The organism is Acinetobacter sp. Root1280, assembly GCF_001425285.1.
In the GTDB taxonomy this organism is placed as follows: Bacteria; Pseudomonadota; Gammaproteobacteria; order Pseudomonadales; family Moraxellaceae; genus Acinetobacter; species Acinetobacter guillouiae.
This window is the reverse complement of the sequence record NZ_LMED01000012.1, coordinates 303,821-320,051: the sequence shown is the minus strand read 5'-3', so window position 1 is coordinate 320,051 and position 16,231 is coordinate 303,821. Positions and strand designations below refer to the sequence as shown.

Genomic DNA, 16,231 nt, shown 5'->3' with positions numbered 1-16,231 from the left:
ACAGGCATAAAGAAGGTTAGTTTGCGTGTCTAAACACAGTATATTTTTGCGCATCTATGCAGGATTAGTCATTCTTGTTGTGTTGGTTGCCTTGTTTGGATATTTACTTGTCCAAATAATTAATTATCAACGTGCGCAGGAATATCGTGAGTCTCTCACAGATGGAATTTCATTTGTGATCAGTGAAGGTGTGGCACGTCAGCAAACTGAACAGCAGCGCCTAGATTGGATTTCAGATGCATCTGATCTATTAGAACTTCCCATTTATTATCTCGAAGCACGCAAAGTTGACTTATCTCGTACTGAAGAAAAACGTATAGAAAGTCAAAAAGCGGTGGTGCGTTATGATGCGGAACAAGGGATAGCCTATCTGGTTATAGGGATCAGAAATGACCCTAAACACTATTTATATATCAAAGTCGATCAAATTGGCGAACGCCAAATGAAGGCGCTTCCAGTATTTATTCTGGATTACTTGGTCTATTATCCCGGTCAAGAACAAGAATATCTTAAGAAAATTCAACAACATTTCTCTTATCATGTTGGTGTGGAAAAGATTTCTCAGCTCAATCTCGATTCCGAGCAAATTGGTCGTTTAAGGTCAGATCAAAGTGTGATTTTATGGCGTGACAGTGCAACTGTACGCGGTACCACCATTTCGATTGTTTCACCCTTACCAAACTCACCTACAGATGTGTTGGTGCTTGGCCCCGTTCCAATGTTTAACTGGATGCCCGTCAAATTGGCAGCAGGAATTACATTGCTGAGTATGTTCTTACTCTGTTTGGGGGTGTATGGCTTGATTGTGCCAATGCAACGCAAGTTGAAACAGGTGAATGAAGCCTTGGATGTGATGAGAACAGGGGATATGTCGCAACGTGTACCTGTTGAGGGTTATGACGAAATGGCCAGTCTGGCAACCAGTTATAACAGCATGTCTGATCATATACAGCGTTTGATTGAAGCACAGCGTGAGTTAATGCGTGCGGTATCACATGAGTTACGTACACCTGTGGCGCGAATCCGTTTTGGTATGGAAATGCTGGCAGATGAAGATGACCATGAATATCGTTTGCAACAGGTCGAGATGATTGATAAAGACATCGAAGCGTTAAATACGCTGATTGATGAAATCATGACCTATGCAAAATTAGAGCAAGGTACACCTTCATTAGATTTTGAAAAAATTGTATTGATTGATGTATTAAAGCAAGTTGCAGTAGAAACCGAAGCTTTAAAAACCCAAAAGATTATCCACCTCAATCCACTTTCATCTGATGTGATTGTGGATGCAGAACGTCGTTATTTACATCGTGTTGTACAAAACTTAGTAGGGAATGCGATACGTTACTGTGATCATCAGGTCAATATCAGTGGCGGTGTCAATCACCAGACCAACATGGCCTATGTCTGTGTAGAAGATGATGGCCCGGGGATTCCAGAGGAAGACCGTAAACGTGTATTTGAGGCATTTGCACGTTTAGATGATAGCCGTACCCGTGCTTCGGGTGGTTATGGTTTAGGGCTTTCAATTGTTAGTCGTATTGCGTATTGGTTTGGTGGGACGATTGAAGTCGATCAAAGCTCAGATTTGGGTGGTGCAAGATTTACTATGTCTTGGCCTGTAGAGCGTTTTAAAAAGAAAAAAGCTTAACTGTTAAATCATGCTGTTAAATATTATCAATTAAGCGCTATTTGACTTGGTTTATCAGTCATCTTTAAAGTCATTATTTAAGATAAAACAACCCTCATCCTAACCTTCTCCCAACGGGAGAAGGGACTTTCAATACAAAAATTCACTCAAAAATGTTGGATGCCTTTTGATCTATATTTTTAGAAGATTGGAATTACTCCATCCACTGCAATGCGAGAAGTTGGGATCAGAAAATGACAAATGAAAATATTTTTCTAAGAGAATTTCCAATATATAAAGAATCAATGATAAAAATATTGAATCTTATGATTTCTGATGACTATGAGGAATTGGTGAAAAATAAACTGGCCTATCCATCAACGGCAAATGAATATAGAGTTGCTGTAAATGAATTTGCGCATTTAAGTGGATTTGTGAAAATGACACAAATCCCTGACGATGTACTGGGGGATACAGAGGTTTTTTCTCTCAAAGGAGATCGTGTTAATAAACATATAATCGATGTCCAATTATGGTTTGATGATTCTAAATCAGATTTATATGCTGTTTTTTGTGCACCAATAAATGCAGATAAACTATTACATTTGTATGATATTCGCGTTATGTAAAAATAACGATATCTATCGGAACATCAAAACGTACTCTTTGTCAGACCTTTCTAAGCATAATTACGCAGACCAAACTGAATAGTTTGAGCATTGATATTGATAATATTTATTAAGGGAATTTGAATGGTGAACGCTAATTTTGATATTACTATTGATCATGCATTTAATGGGAATGGGCATCCTGCATTTATAATAAAAATTGCCAACCAATTTATTGAAATTAATATTTATATTTCAATTGACCAAGTGGAAGAATTGCAAAAAATAACAACTGATTCTGTTGCTTATATACAGGCAGGAGAATCTGCCAATAGCCCAGTTCATTGGAAAAAAGGTGATGATGGCGAGATTTATATTTTGATCGGCGAGGATTGTGAATCTTGGGATATCGTATTAACCATCAGTATTGATTTAATTGCAGACATTATCACAGGTATTAATGATCTTGTATAAAATTGAGTTTTTCAGAAGATTTTGAAGTTACTACGAATGATCAAGGTTTATTTTTGCGTCTTCGTTTTCAACGGTCATTGGCAGTGTTGGTCTATACTGCCGCCAGTGAACTGATCCATGCCATCAACCTAGCATGCGATACTGGGTTCAAGTCATCAGCTTCGAGCACGACACCATGGGGCAGCGATCCTGTTGGGCTTCGTGTAGTGTGGAATACTGGATGAATAAGAAGAATGCTATTGTGGACTGAAGGCTTGGTTCAAATAAAAAAACCACCGAAAATTTCGGTGGTTTTTTATGTCTGGATGTTGCTTAGTCTAGATCTTATTGTTGAAGCGTTGCATCAGGCGCAATGATTGGCTTGCTGTCTCGCAATGCTTGTAATGCATCATGATTAAAGTCAATCAATAAGCTATTTTGTTCAGCGTCAATTTTATAACTGCTAATGATTTTTTGGTCACCTTGAATGGTATCAATACGATATTCATCCGCGATATTTAAAATCCCTTCTAGATTTGTCGTGGTTGCGGCAAGATCTTGGCGGAAAAGCTCATAAACATCTCTTAGATCAAAAATTGCATTTTGTGCATCAGCGTGTTTTTTGACGTAATTTTCAATATGACGAATCAGTAATTGTGCAAATAAAAAATAGTTTGGCTTGCTGCTGAATTCCATCTTGTTTTACCCCTAAATTATTGATTTAAAGTTGTTCATATTGAATAGCATATACATAAAAGTCGTTCAATGTGTATAGGCTCTGTAGACAATTCGTCTAAGTTTGCGACAACGAACACCTTTTACTGCAATTGGGTGTTAAATATACAATTTGCTGATTTAAGTGGCGATAAGTTACTCATCTTTCAAACGGCTTTAGTTTGGGCCAGTTTAGATGAGCTTGGTTGTGGGATGTGCGAAAAATGACATGATTGACAGTGCTGACTATTTTGAAAATTCAAATCAGAAAATCATAAGAGGGCACAAGGTAGGTCAAAAGTAGGCATTGAGCATTTGGCGCTGGATGGTTTAAAGCGGGTTATTTCATTGAAATAAGTTGGTTTTGATAATAGTAAAGTATAAAAAATTATAAATAACTTTGTAATATTTAAAAATTATCACAATAAGATAATTTTTATCACTTGATTGATCTAATGTGACTATTTTACCACATAGAATGTAACAAAATATTTTAGATGGTAAATCCTTATATTTGTAGAAATTAGCCAATTAAATCGCAGAAAAGCATGGATAAATCGAAGCTTTTACTTGGACTGAATCGGATTAAGCTACTGATTTGTCATTTTTAATTCATGATTAAAAAATAAACTTCGGAAAAACTAATAAGAATAGGGATGGAAATTTGATAAAACGATAAGTCAGCGCTGTATCGCTGTGAATCAGGAAAAATTATGGCTTTTGTCTAAAAAATCATCCGAAAGACTTAGAGCTATTAACTAGCAACAGATGACATCAATCGGGTACAATTGACCAGATTTATTTTGTGTTTGGTGTATTTGCAAGGCCAATACATACATTCTTTGTTAAATAATAGGCCTGCCAGGAGTTATCCCCGCATGAGTGCCATTACTCCATACGATTGGGCAATCATTGCCTTCGTGATCGGCGTGACATTTTTATGTGTCTTTATGCTCACCGTTCCTTTGCTCCTTGGGGGTAAATCATGGGGACGTGCGAAGCAAGAGCAATTTGAATCAGGTGTGGTTAGTGCTGGTGGTGCACGTATCCGCTTGTCTGCGAAGTTCTACCTTGTTGCAATCTTCTTTGTTGTATTCGATTTGGAAGCCCTCTATTTATATGCATGGGCGACATCTGTACGTGAAGTAGGTTGGGTTGGGTTTTCAGCTGCAGCTGTATTTATTTTAGTTTTACTCGTTGGTTTGATTTATGAATTATCTACAGGTGCATTGAACTGGTCACCTTCAGATAAACGTAAAATCGCAGGGATTAAACCTAAAATTGGTTCACCAAATATGGACCTTGCAGAAATTACTCGCTTCAATTCAATTGAAGAGTTGGTGATGGATCCTACTGGAACTATTCCAGCTCAATCTTCTGGTCGTGTGAAAGATAAAACACCGACCATGTCTCTGAACAAGGAGTAACTCGGGAATGAAATATACTTTAACCCGTGCGAATCCAGAAGCTGAACAATATCCGCTTCAAGATCGTCAAATTGTGACAGATCCACTTGAAGAAGAAGTGAATAAAAATGTGTTCATGACTCGCTTAGAGGATGTGGTACACACAGCTGTAAACTGGGGCCGTAAAAACTCAATATGGCCTTTTAACTTTGGTACATCTTGCTGCTACGTTGAATATGCAACCACGTTAACGGGTGTGCATGACTTGTCGCGCTTTGGTGCCGAGGTTATTCGTGCTTCGCCACGTCAGGCAGATTTGATGATCGTTGCAGGGACTTGCTTTGTTAAAATGGCACCTGTAATTCAACGTTTGTATGAACAAATGCTTGAGCCTAAATGGGTGATTTCAATGGGTGCTTGTGCAAACTCTGGTGGTATGTACGACATCTATTCTGTTGTACAAGGTGTGGATAAAATCATTCCTGTTGACGTGTACGTTCCAGGTTGCCCACCACGTCCAGAAGCATTGATTCAAGCCTTGATGTTATTGCAAGACCAAATTCAATTAGAACGTCGTCCGCTCTCTGCGGTAATCGGTGATGATCTTCAGCCAGTGTATAAGCCAAAGATGATGCCAGAACGCGACCGTAAGAACGCTGAACGTATTGCAGTGAAAAACTTACGCTCTATGGATGAAATTGAGTAATTTTTTCTGATGAGTATTTGACATATCTGATGGATATGGTCATCAGGGAATTTGACAGAATTTGTATTAAATAGGAAGCCAAGCCAATGGCTGAAACTGAAATTGCTATGCCAGAATCGACTCCAGTTGATTCCCGCCCAGCATTTGCAATTGTAGAAGATCTCAAAGCCAAATTTGGCGAGAACTTTTACGTGCAACCGACGTTTGAAGATTTTCCGACGGTCTGGGTTGAGCGCGCACGTGTACAAGAAGTTCTAATGTACTTGCGTACAGTACCACGTCCTTATGTGATGCTGTTTGACTTATCTGCGGTCGATGAACGTTTGCGTAACAACCGTGATGGTTTACCTGCATCTGATTTCACAGTGTTCTATCACTTACTTTCATTAGAACGTAATAGTGATATTCGTATCAAAGTGGCGTTGAGTGAGAACGATATTAACGTTCCAACAGCGACCAATATTTGGCCAAATGCCAATTGGTACGAGCGTGAAGCTTACGATATGTTTGGGATCAATTTCGAAGGGCATCCAATGCTTCGTCGTATCTTGTTGCCAACTTATTGGGAAGGTCATCCACTACGTAAAGAATATTCTGCACGTGCGACTGAATATACACCGTACATGCAAGACAAGGCTAAACAAGATTTCGAACAAGAACATCTTCGTTTTGTTCCAGAAGATTGGGGTCTAACACGCGGTAACGCCGATGAAGACTTTATGTTCTTGAACTTAGGACCTAACCATCCATCTGCGCATGGTGCATTCCGTGTGATTTTGCAGCTTGATGGCGAAGAAGTGAAAGATTGTGTGCCTGATATTGGCTATCACCACCGTGGTGTGGAAAAGATGGCTGAACGTCAAACTTGGCATTCATTTATTCCATATACAGACCGTGTTGACTACTTAGGTGGTTGTGCGCAAAACATGCCTTATGTCATGGGTGTGGAGCAACTTGCAGGGATTACCGTTCCTGATCGTGCACAATGTATCCGTGTCATGATGTCTGAATTATTCCGTATCAATAACCACTTGTTGTATATCGGTACTGCGATTCAGGATGCCGGTGGTATGACACCAGTATTCTATATGTTTGCGGATCGTCAAAAAATCTATGACGCAATTGAAGCGATCACAGGTTTCCGTATGCACCCAGCATGGTTCCGTATCGGCGGGACAGCACATGACCTTCCAAACAACTGGCAAAAACTGATTCGTGAAATTCTCGAATGGATGCCAAAACGTTTGAAGGAATATCATACTGCTGCATTGAAAAACTCAGTATTTGTGGGTCGTACCCGTAATGTTGCGCAATACGATGCTAAATCGGCATTGGCTTGGGGTGTAACAGGTACAGGTTTACGCGCGACAGGTATTGATTTTGATGTTCGTAAATATCGTCCATACAGTGGTTATGAAAATTACGACTTTGAAGTGCCGTTAGAGTATGAAGGCGATGCTTACGCGCGTGTGATGGTTCACTATCGCGAAATCGAAGAGTCGTTAAAAATCGTCAAACAGTGTTTGGATAATATGCCTTCTGGTCCTTATAAAGCGGATCATCCATTGGCAGTTCCACCACCAAAAGATAAGACTTTACAAGATATTGAAACTTTGATTACGCACTTCTTGAGCGTGTCATGGGGTCCTGTAATGCCAGCTGGTGAAGCCTCTGTAATGGCAGAAGTGGTGAAAGGTGCGTCTAACTATTACTTGACTTCAGATAAGTCAACCATGAGTTACCGTACCCGTATTCGTACGCCTACTTTCACCCACTTGCAGCAAATTCCTTCCGTGATTAACGGCAGTCTTGTATCTGACTTGATCATTTATTTAGCGACAATTGACGTCGTTATGGCTGACGTGGATCGCTAAGGGGTAAACGCATTATGATGATTTTGACTGATAAAAAGCCACGTGTGAATGTTGAAGGGATTCTGACCAGCGAAGAAATCCATGAAATTGAACATCACATGGGTCACTACCCATACCCACGCGCAGCGTCTTTGGATGCTTTAAAGTGTGTACAACGCCGTAATGGTTGGGTGGATGACGCGCAGTTACATGCAATTGCTCAATTATTGACAATTACAACTGCGGATTTAGAAGGTGTTGCAACATTCTATAACCGTATATACCGTCAGCCTGTAGGTCGTCACGTAATTTTATTATGTGATTCGATTGCATGTTTCTTGATGGGTGCGGAAACTTTAGCAGAAGCTTTCCAACGTGAACTGGGTATCCAATTTGGTCAAACGACAGCTGATGGTCGTTTTACTTTATTGCCGATCTGCTGTTTAGGGAACTGTGACAAAGGTCCAACCCTAATGATTGATGAAGATACACACGGTTTGGTTGAAGTGACTTCTGTGAAACAGTTATTGGAGAAGTATGTATGAATACCGAACCAAGACCAATTTATGGCGAAGGAAACCCTGAAACTCACCCATTAACATGGCGTTTGAGTAAGCAGGAATTTGTTCGTAGTGCTGATGACTATGAAGCTTTAGAAGGCTATGCAGGCTTTAAAAAAGCGCTTTCAATGCCACCTAAAGATGTTCTTGAAGTCATCAAAGCAGCGACTGTAAAAGGTCGTGGTGGTGCAGGTTTCCCAGCAGGGATTAAATGGTCATTGATGGCACCCAATGATGGTGGTCCTCGTTACCTAATCTGTAATGCCGATGAAATGGAACCGGGAACATTCAAAGACCGTTTGTTGATGGAAAAACTTCCACATCAATTGATCGAAGGGATGTTGATTGCAGGTTATACCCTCGAAGCAACTCAGGGTTATATCTTCATTCGCGGTGAGTACATCGAAGCTGCACAATACTTAAATGAAGCTTTAGAACAAGTGCGTGCTAAAGGTTATTTGGGTGACAACATCTTAGATACAGGTTGGAACTTTGACCTGCATGTGCATACTGGTGCGGGGCGTTATATCTGTGGTGAAGAAACTGCATTGATTAACTCACTCGAAGGCCGTCGTGCAAATCCACGGACTAAGCCGCCATTCCCGCAAGTTGCAGGTGCATGGGGCCGTCCGACCATCGTAAACAACGTAGAAACCTATAACAACTTGCCAGCAATTATGTTGCGTGGGCCGGAGTGGTATATCGGTTTGTCTGCGGGTAAATCTAAAGATCCAGGCACTAAAATTTATGGTGCATCAGGTAAAGTGACTTTCCCTGGTCTTTGGGAATTACCGTTTGGTACGACTGCACGTGAAGTGATTGAAGACTATGCTGGCGGTATGCGCGATGGTCTTAAACTGAAAGCATGGTTACCGGGTGGGGCATCGACTGACTTCTTGGCTGCTGAACACATTGATCTTCCAATGGATTCAGAAAGCATTATGAAAGCAGGTTCTCGTCTAGGTACATGTTTGTTAATGGTCGTTGATGAAACCCAGTGTATGGTTTCTGCAACGCGTAACTTAGAAGAATTCTTTGCACGTGAATCATGTGGATTCTGTACGCCATGCCGTGATGGTTTACCTTGGGCGGTCAAAGCACTTGTCGCAATTGAGAAAGGTGAAGGGAAGATGGAAGACATTCAACATCTTCAAGAACTGACTCGCAAATTGTGGATTGGTAAAACATTCTGTGCTCACGCACCAGGTGCGATGGAACCATTGATGGGTGCACTCAAATATTTCCGTAGCGAGTTTGAAGCTAAAGTGACAGATCGTCCTGTAGCCCAAGCCAGCCACGTAGAACAAGTTTAAGGAATTCGACTATGGCTACAATTCATGTCGATGGAAAATCGTATGAAGTCAATGGCTCGGAAAACTTGCTACAAGCATGTTTGAGTCTTGGCATCGACATCCCATATTTTTGTTGGCATCCAGCTTTAGGTTCTGTCGGTTCTTGCCGTCAATGTGCTGTTACTCAATATGCGAATCCAGAAGATACTCGTGGTCGCTTAGTAATGTCATGTATGACTCCTGCATCTGACAATACCTTTATTTCGATTGAAGACAAAGAAGCAAAAGATTTCCGTGAATCGATTGTGGAATTCTTAATGACCAACCACCCACACGACTGTCCAGTCTGTGAAGAGGGTGGTCACTGTCATTTACAAGATATGACAGTAATGACGCAACATGATCGTCGTCGTTATCGTTTTACCAAACGTACGCATCATAACCAAGAGTTGGGTTCTTTCATTGCACATGAGATGAACCGTTGTATCGCATGTTACCGTTGTGTTCGTTACTACAACGATTATGCAGGTGGTACAGACTTTGGTGTTTATGCCAATGCATCACGTGTCTACTTCGGTCGTCCAGAATCAGGCACTTTAGAGTCAGAATTCTCTGGTAACTTGACTGAAGTGTGCCCAACAGGTGTATTTACCGATAAAACCCATTCGGCACGTTATAACCGTAAGTGGGACATGCAGTATGCGCCTAGCGTATGCCAAGGCTGTTCTTCAGGGTGTAACATCTCTCCGGGTGAGCGTTATGGCGAATTACGTCGTGTAGAAAACCGTTTCAATGGTGACGTTAACCAATATTTCCTTTGCGATAAAGGTCGTTTTGGTACGGGTTATGTGAACCGTGAAGATCGTCCACGTCAGCCGCAATTCCGTGCTGCAACAGAAGTTAAAACTGTTTCTGTTGATGTGGCACTGGATTCAGTGATTGAAAATGTTCAAGGCAAAAAAGTCTTGGGTATTGGTTCTCCACGTGCATCATTAGAATCAAACTATGCGTTGCGTGAGTTGGTTGGCCAAGAAAATTATTCAACTGGTCTTTCTCAAAAAGAACAGAACTTGGTTGAACTTGCTGCATCGATTATGCAAGCTGAGGGTGTTTATAACCCAAGTATGCGCGAAATCGAAAGCTATGATGCAGTCTTGATCTTGGGTGAAGACTTAACACAAACTGCACCACGTATGGCATTGTCTGTTCGCCAAGCTGCGAAAAACAAAGCCAAACAAATGGCTGCAGACCGTCGTACCCAAGATTGGTTAGCTGAACCTGTAAAACGTATTGGTCAGGATGCAAATTCTCCAATTTACATCTTGGCTGCAACACAAACACGTTTAGCTGATATTGCTGAGGGTGAAGTTGTTGCTTCTCCAAACGATATTGCACGTTTAGGTTTTGCGATTGCTGCGGGTGTAAACGGTGATGCGATTCTTGGTTTAGATGATGATGCTAAAGCATTTGCACAAACCATTGCGGATACGTTAAAAGCTGCGAAAAAACCATTAATCATCTCGGGTACTAGCTTACAAGATGCTGCCATCATGGAAGCTGCTGCACAAGTTGCACAAAACCTAGGTGGAAATGCAGGCTTAACATTGACAGTTCCAGAAGTGAACTCAATGGGTATGGCTTTGTTTGGTGGTTTAAGCTTAGAACAAGCATTTGCTCAAGATTATGAGTCAATCATTATTGTTGAAAATGATTTGTTCCGCCGTTTACCTGCTGTACAAGTTCAGGCTGCTCTAGACAAAGCGCAAAGCGTGATTGTGCTTGATCATTCTGAAACTGAAACCGTAAAAGCGGCGGATGTTGTCTTGTCTGCTGCAAGCTTTGCAGAAGGCGATGGGACAGTGGTCAGCCAAGAAGGTCGTGCACAGCGCTTCTATCAAGTTTATGATCCAAGCTATTACAAACCAGAATATGCCATCAAAGAATCTTGGCGCTGGTTACATGCCATTGAAACGGGTGTGAAAGGTAAAGCGATCTCGTGGACATTGTTGGATGACGTAATTGAGTCTGTGGTCAAAAATGTTCCAGTTCTTGAAGCGATTCAAGATGTTGCACCTGATGCGGGCTACCGTGTTCATGGCTTGAAAATTGCCCGTGAACCGCGTCGTTACTCAGGTCGTACTGCAATGCGTGCACCATTAAACGTACATGAGCCAAAACAACCTGTCGATGTCGATTCCGCATTAACATTCTCTATGGAAGGTTATGTTGGACCGCAAAATGCATCGTCATTGGTTCCATTTGCATGGGCACCGGGTTGGAACTCACCACAAGCTTGGAACAAATACCAAGATGAAGTGGGTGGTCACCTTAAAGGTGGTGATTCAGGCGTTCGTTTGTTTGATCGCTTAGTAAAACGTCCTGCACGTAGCTATGTGGCGCCAACTGCGGTTGTGGCAAATCCAGAGAGTTTCCGTCTGGTTCCAATGCATCATATTTTCGCTTCAGGTGAATTTACGATTAAAACACCGGTGATGGAATCGCGTATTCCAGAAGCGACTTTTGCCGTGGGCGAGCAAGATGCAGCACGTTTAAATGTTCAAGATGGTCAACAACTGACAGTGAAAGCAGGCGAAACGACGATTAGTCTTCCTGTGCATGTGATTGAATATTTACCAACAGGTTATATCGGTTATCCAGTCGGCCAAGCACCAACAGTTTCACTTGCTGAACCTGTATCTGTAACGGTAGGAGTGTAATCATGAATGAATCTTTACGCGCACTACCGACATGGGCACAAGACTGGCCAATCGCTTATTCAGTGATTCAAGCCATCGTAATTTTGTTGGTTGTGGTTTTACTGGCCGCTTTGATGTCATTTATTGAACGTCGTTTGCTGGGCTTATGGCAAGACCGTTATGGACCAAACCGTGTTGGTCCTGGCGGGATGTTCCAGATCGTTGCCGACATGTTGAAAATCATGTTCAAAGAAGACTGGACACCAAAGTTTGTAGATAAGTTAACCTTCCGTTTAGCACCAGCAGTGGCAATGGCGACTGCAGTACTGTCATTCATGGTTATTCCTGTTTCACCTTACTTAGGTGTTTCAGACATGAGTATCGGTCTATTGTTCTTTATGGCAATGGCAGGTATTGCAGTATATGCGGTGTTATTTGGTGGTTGGGCATCTAACAACAAATATGCGTTATTGGGTGGTCTACGTTCAGCAGCACAAACCATTTCTTATGAAGTCTTTTTAGGGATTTCATTGATGGGTGTGGTGGCAATTGCAGGTTCATTTAACTTGCGTGACATCGTAGAAGCACAACGTGATGTATGGTTTGTGATTCCGCAATTCATTGGTTTCATGATCTTCGTGGTTGCGGGTGTTGCGGTAACGCATCGTCATCCATTTGACCAACCAGAAGCTGAACAAGAATTGGCAGAAGGTTACCATGTCGAATATGGTGGTATGAAATGGGGGATGTTCTTCGTTGCTGAATACGTCAACATCATTTTAATTTCAGCACTGATCGTGACTTTATTCTTTGGCGGTTGGTTAGCACCATTTAATTTAAATATTCCATTCATTCCAGATGCATTCTGGTTCATTGCGAAAACAGCATTCTTTGTAATGATGTTTGTCTTGGCACGTGGTTCTTTAATGCGTCCACGTTATGACCAAGTTATGAATTTTGGTTGGAAAGTGTGTTTACCACTTGCATTGGTCAACCTTTTGGTGACTGGTGCTGTGATTCTGATGAATCAGGCCTAGGACAGCAGGGAGTACAAAATGTATAAAATTCTAGCTGGCGTAGGATCAATTGTTCGTTCGTTGTGGATGGTGTTTAGCCATGTCACACGCAAACGCGATACGATTTTATATCCAGAAGTGCCAGCCGAACAAATCGTACCTCCACGCTACCGTGGTCGTATCGTATTAACACGTGACCCAGACGGTGAAGAGCGTTGTGTTGCGTGTAACTTATGTGCGGTTGCATGTCCTGTTGGTTGTATTTCATTGCAGAAAGCTGAAAAAGATGATGGACGTTGGTATCCAGAATTTTTCCGCATTAACTTCTCACGCTGCATTTTCTGCGGTATGTGTGAAGAAGCATGTCCAACAACTGCCATTCAGTTAACACCAGATTTTGAGTTAGGCGAATATGTCCGTCAGGATCTTGTTTATGAGAAAGAAAACTTACTCATTTCAGGACCAGGTAAATACCCAGACTACAATTTCTACCGTGTAAGTGGTATGGCAATTGATGGTAAAGAAAAAGGTCAAGCGCAACGTGAAAGTGCGCCTGTAGATGTACGGAGCTTATTACCATGATGTGGCCATTTTATTTAATGGCTCTCGTGGCCATTGTTTCTACGATTCGTGTTGTGACCAACACCAATCCAGTACATGCTTTATTAAGTTTGATCGTTTCTCTACTTGCTGTTGCAGGGATCTTCTTGATCATTGGTGCACCATTTGCAGCTGCGCTTGAAGTGATTGTTTATGCGGGTGCGATCATGGTGTTGTTCGTATTCGTGGTCATGATGCTCAACCTTGGTCAACATACAGTTGATCAAGAACGTAAATGGTTGACTTCAGATGCTTGGGCTTATCCAGCACTCATGAGCTTCTTAGTTGGCTTATGTTTGGTTTGGGTATTAGGTTCAGACTATACCCAACATGGTGCAGTACTTGGAACTCAAGTGATTGGACCTAAAGCAATTGGTCAAGCACTCTTTACCCACTATTTATTATTGGTTGAAGTTGCCGCAATGTTATTGCTTGCAGCATTGGTTGCAGCATTCCACTTAGGCAAACGTGAACCGAGTGCAGCAGAGGATAAACAGTAATGGGCAACATTCCTTTAGAACATGGTTTGATCGTCGCAACTATCCTTTTTGCACTGGGTTTTTACGGTGTAATGGTGCGACGCAACCTATTATTTATGTTAATGAGCCTTGAGATCATGATGAATGCAGCAGCATTGGCATTCGTTGTGGCAGGAAGTGCATGGGCACAACCTGATGGTCAAATTATGTTTATTTTGATCCTCACACTTGCTGCGGCAGAGGCTTGTATCGGTCTAGCGATCGTCCTCCAGTTCTATCATCGCTTCCATCATCTGGATGTAGATGCTGCTAGTGAGATGCGCGGATGAGTTATTTATATTTAACGATTTTATTTCCGCTGATTGGCTTTGTGCTTTTAGCGGCAGGACGTAATAAACTTCCTGAAAATGTAGCAGCAATTATTGGTGCGGGTTCTGTTGGCCTTTCTGCTTTATTTGCATTGATTGCAGGCATGGACTTTGTTAAGCAGGGTTCAGTTGCGCAAGCACAGCATTTATGGACTTGGTTCAATGTAGGCGGTTTTGCACCGGGTGTAAGTTTGCATCTTGACGGCTTGTCATTGTTAATGATGGGCATGGTGACAGGTGTAGGTTTCCTGATTCACATCTTTGCAACTTGGTACATGCGTGGTGAAGAAGACTTCGCACGTTTCTTCTCATACTTCAACTTATTCGTTGCAAGCATGTTGGTGCTTGTATTGGGTGACAACTTAGCATTGTTATTCTTAGGTTGGGAAGGCGTAGGTCTGTGTTCTTACCTGTTGATTGGTTATTACTACCAAAACCCTGCAAATGGTTTTGCGGCAATTAAAGCATTTACAGTAACGCGTGTTGGTGATGTATTCTTACTGATCGCATTGTTCTTGCTTTACCAACAATTTGGTACCTTACACATCGGCACGATTGTTGCCAATGCTTCACAAGTTCTCGCACTTGATCATAACTTGGCATTGATCACGTCATTGATGTTGTTCTTGGGTGCAGCAGGTAAATCTGCGCAAATCCCATTACAAACATGGTTGGCAGATGCAATGGCTGGTCCGACACCAGTATCTGCATTGATCCATGCTGCAACAATGGTTACCGCTGGTATCTACTTATGTTGCCGTATGTTCTCTGTGTTTGAAATGACACCAGAAGTGATGCAGTTCATTTCGATTACGGGTGCTGTAACATTGTTGGTTGCTGGCTTTGCGGCTTTGGTTCAAACAGATATCAAACGTATCCTTGCTTACTCTACTATGAGTCAGCTCGGTTATATGTTTATGGCTGTGGGTGCAGAAGCGTATCAAGCAGGTCTGTTCCATATGCTTGCACATGCATTCTTTAAGGCATTATTGTTCTTGTCTTCTGGTGCGGTGATCTTGGCTTACCATCATGAACAAAACATCTTTAAAATGGGTGGTTTGTTCTACAAAAACAAATTCTTATTTGCTTGCTTCGCGATTGGTGGTGGTGCACTTGCTGCAATCCCATTTATTACGATCGGCTTCTTCTCAAAAGATGCAATCTTGGGTGCTGTTTGGGCGCAAGGTCAATCTGTCGCATTGTATAACTCATTGTATTGGGTTGGTGTTGCGGGTGCATTCTTAACTTCGATTTATACATTCCGTTTAATTTGGGTTGTATTCTTCGGTGAAGAAAAAACACATTATCACGAAATCAAAGGTGCAACGTATTGGGCGCCTTTAGGTATCTTGGCTGTTCTTTCAACAGGTTTGGCTTACTTCTTAAAAGCGCCAGTGATGAACATTTTAAATGCAGCACATATCCCTGCAATTGAAGTTTCTCAAGCGATTGAAGAAGGGATGCATGGTGCAGAACACCTTGCAGTCGGTATCGCATTGGTCGGTTTAGCTGTAGGCGTGGTGTTATTTGCTTTCGCTTATAAAGCGGTGCAAGGTTTTGCAGCCACTTCATTTGGTGCTGGACTTGCAAATATCTGCCGTAATGCATTTGGTTTCGATTCTTTATACAACCTTGTATTTGTTCAACCTTATTTACTCATTGCGAAAATTTTAGGTCGTGACCCAATTGATGGTTTATGGCTGGTATTACCTGCAATCGTGAATAGTGGGAATAAATTTACAAGTACCCGTCAAACAGGTTCATTACGTGAATATGCATCAAGTATGTCACTCGGTGTAGTGGTATTGCTGATGATCTTGATCGTGATTCAGGTAGTGGGGAAATAA

General features: G+C 41.7%; 15 protein-coding genes. 14 read left to right on the top strand and 1 reads right to left on the bottom strand.

The features are described from left to right. Window positions 1–25 precede the first annotated feature (25 nt). The 3 genes from bfmS to ASC84_RS11345 all read left to right on the top strand — a co-directional run bounded on the left by bfmS (window position 26) and on the right by ASC84_RS11345 (window position 2,715). The gene (bfmS, locus tag ASC84_RS11355) at window positions 26–1,654 is read left to right on the top strand and encodes a sensor histidine kinase BfmS (RefSeq protein ID WP_004722852.1); all 1,629 of its coding nucleotides are present in this window, start codon (window positions 26–28) and stop codon (window positions 1,652–1,654) included. 233 nt (window positions 1,655–1,887) lie between these two features. After that, on the top strand, window positions 1,888–2,262 hold the full coding sequence (locus ASC84_RS11350) for a hypothetical protein (protein WP_056514698.1): 375 nt from the start codon (window positions 1,888–1,890) through the stop codon (window positions 2,260–2,262). A 123-nt stretch (window positions 2,263–2,385) separates the two neighbouring features. Continuing rightward, the gene (locus ASC84_RS11345) at window positions 2,386–2,715 is read left to right on the top strand and encodes a hypothetical protein (protein ID WP_056514693.1); all 330 of its coding nucleotides are present in this window, start codon (window positions 2,386–2,388) and stop codon (window positions 2,713–2,715) included. A 324-nt stretch (window positions 2,716–3,039) separates the two neighbouring features. Here the strand turns inward: ASC84_RS11345 and ASC84_RS11335 are convergent, their stop codons facing one another. After that, window positions 3,040–3,390, bottom strand: a complete 351-nt coding sequence (locus ASC84_RS11335; protein WP_004722847.1) for a hypothetical protein — start codon at window positions 3,388–3,390, stop codon at window positions 3,040–3,042. Between the two features lie 896 nt (window positions 3,391–4,286). Here ASC84_RS11335 and ASC84_RS11330 point away from each other — a divergent pair. From ASC84_RS11330 to nuoL, 11 genes are all read left to right on the top strand, one after another. After that, window positions 4,287–4,835 carry an NADH-quinone oxidoreductase subunit A gene (locus tag ASC84_RS11330; protein WP_004722844.1) on the top strand — a complete coding sequence of 183 codons (549 nt, stop codon included), beginning with the start codon at window positions 4,287–4,289 and terminating at the stop codon, window positions 4,833–4,835. A gap of 7 nt (window positions 4,836–4,842) precedes the next feature. Further along, window positions 4,843–5,520: an NADH-quinone oxidoreductase subunit B family protein gene (locus ASC84_RS11325; protein WP_004722842.1), complete on the top strand. Its 678-nt coding sequence runs from the start codon at window positions 4,843–4,845 to the stop codon at window positions 5,518–5,520. Between the two features lie 86 nt (window positions 5,521–5,606). After that, a complete protein-coding gene (gene nuoC / locus ASC84_RS11320) occupies window positions 5,607–7,394 on the top strand; it encodes an NADH-quinone oxidoreductase subunit C/D (RefSeq protein ID WP_004722840.1) in 1,788 nt (595 codons plus the stop codon). Window positions 7,395–7,408: 14 nt separating this feature from the next. Beyond that, entirely contained in the window at window positions 7,409–7,918 is a 510-nt protein-coding gene (gene nuoE, locus ASC84_RS11315) for an NADH-quinone oxidoreductase subunit NuoE (protein WP_004722839.1), read from the top strand. Continuing rightward, window positions 7,915–9,246 (top strand): NADH-quinone oxidoreductase subunit NuoF, encoded by a 1,332-nt coding sequence (gene nuoF, locus ASC84_RS11310; RefSeq protein ID WP_034611088.1) that lies wholly within the window; start codon window positions 7,915–7,917, stop codon window positions 9,244–9,246. The genes nuoE and nuoF overlap by 4 nt, the downstream gene beginning before the upstream one ends. A gap of 11 nt (window positions 9,247–9,257) precedes the next feature. Next, a complete protein-coding gene (gene nuoG, locus ASC84_RS11305; RefSeq protein ID WP_004819329.1) occupies window positions 9,258–11,942 on the top strand; it encodes an NADH-quinone oxidoreductase subunit NuoG in 2,685 nt (894 codons plus the stop codon). Window positions 11,943–11,944: 2 nt separating this feature from the next. Beyond that, the gene (nuoH, locus tag ASC84_RS11300) at window positions 11,945–12,958 is read left to right on the top strand and encodes an NADH-quinone oxidoreductase subunit NuoH (protein ID WP_004819331.1); all 1,014 of its coding nucleotides are present in this window, start codon (window positions 11,945–11,947) and stop codon (window positions 12,956–12,958) included. Between the two features lie 18 nt (window positions 12,959–12,976). Further along, window positions 12,977–13,519, top strand: coding sequence for an NADH-quinone oxidoreductase subunit NuoI (nuoI, locus tag ASC84_RS11295; RefSeq protein ID WP_004722835.1), 543 nt, complete (start codon window positions 12,977–12,979; stop codon window positions 13,517–13,519). Then, window positions 13,519–14,037 (top strand): NADH-quinone oxidoreductase subunit J, encoded by a 519-nt coding sequence (gene nuoJ / locus ASC84_RS11290; protein WP_171066894.1) that lies wholly within the window; start codon window positions 13,519–13,521, stop codon window positions 14,035–14,037. The genes nuoI and nuoJ overlap by 1 nt, the downstream gene beginning before the upstream one ends. Then, window positions 14,037–14,345: an NADH-quinone oxidoreductase subunit NuoK gene (nuoK, locus tag ASC84_RS11285; protein WP_004722831.1), complete on the top strand. Its 309-nt coding sequence runs from the start codon at window positions 14,037–14,039 to the stop codon at window positions 14,343–14,345. Before nuoJ ends, nuoK begins: the two co-directional genes overlap by 1 nt. After that, window positions 14,342–16,231: an NADH-quinone oxidoreductase subunit L gene (nuoL, locus tag ASC84_RS11280; RefSeq protein ID WP_056514688.1), complete on the top strand. Its 1,890-nt coding sequence runs from the start codon at window positions 14,342–14,344 to the stop codon at window positions 16,229–16,231. Before nuoK ends, nuoL begins: the two co-directional genes overlap by 4 nt.

Bases quoted from the DNA above. Each gene is read 5' to 3' on its own strand.
- ASC84_RS11350 (WP_056514698.1), top strand. From the start codon at position 1,888: ATGACAAATGAAAATATTTTTCTAAGAGAATTTCCAATATATAAAGAA.
- ASC84_RS11345 (WP_056514693.1), top strand. From the start codon at position 2,386: ATGGTGAACGCTAATTTTGATATTACTATTGATCATGCATTTAATGGG.
- ASC84_RS11335 (WP_004722847.1), bottom strand. From the start codon at position 3,390: ATGGAATTCAGCAGCAAGCCAAACTATTTTTTATTTGCACAATTACTG.
- ASC84_RS11330 (WP_004722844.1), top strand. From the start codon at position 4,287: ATGAGTGCCATTACTCCATACGATTGGGCAATCATTGCCTTCGTGATC.
- ASC84_RS11325 (WP_004722842.1), top strand. From the start codon at position 4,843: ATGAAATATACTTTAACCCGTGCGAATCCAGAAGCTGAACAATATCCG.
- nuoC (WP_004722840.1), top strand. From the start codon at position 5,607: ATGGCTGAAACTGAAATTGCTATGCCAGAATCGACTCCAGTTGATTCC.
- nuoE (WP_004722839.1), top strand. From the start codon at position 7,409: ATGATGATTTTGACTGATAAAAAGCCACGTGTGAATGTTGAAGGGATT.
- nuoF (WP_034611088.1), top strand. From the start codon at position 7,915: ATGAATACCGAACCAAGACCAATTTATGGCGAAGGAAACCCTGAAACT.
- nuoG (WP_004819329.1), top strand. From the start codon at position 9,258: ATGGCTACAATTCATGTCGATGGAAAATCGTATGAAGTCAATGGCTCG.
- nuoH (WP_004819331.1), top strand. From the start codon at position 11,945: ATGAATGAATCTTTACGCGCACTACCGACATGGGCACAAGACTGGCCA.
- nuoI (WP_004722835.1), top strand. From the start codon at position 12,977: ATGTATAAAATTCTAGCTGGCGTAGGATCAATTGTTCGTTCGTTGTGG.
- nuoJ (WP_171066894.1), top strand. From the start codon at position 13,519: ATGTGGCCATTTTATTTAATGGCTCTCGTGGCCATTGTTTCTACGATT.
- nuoK (WP_004722831.1), top strand. From the start codon at position 14,037: ATGGGCAACATTCCTTTAGAACATGGTTTGATCGTCGCAACTATCCTT.
- nuoL (WP_056514688.1), top strand. From the start codon at position 14,342: ATGAGTTATTTATATTTAACGATTTTATTTCCGCTGATTGGCTTTGTG.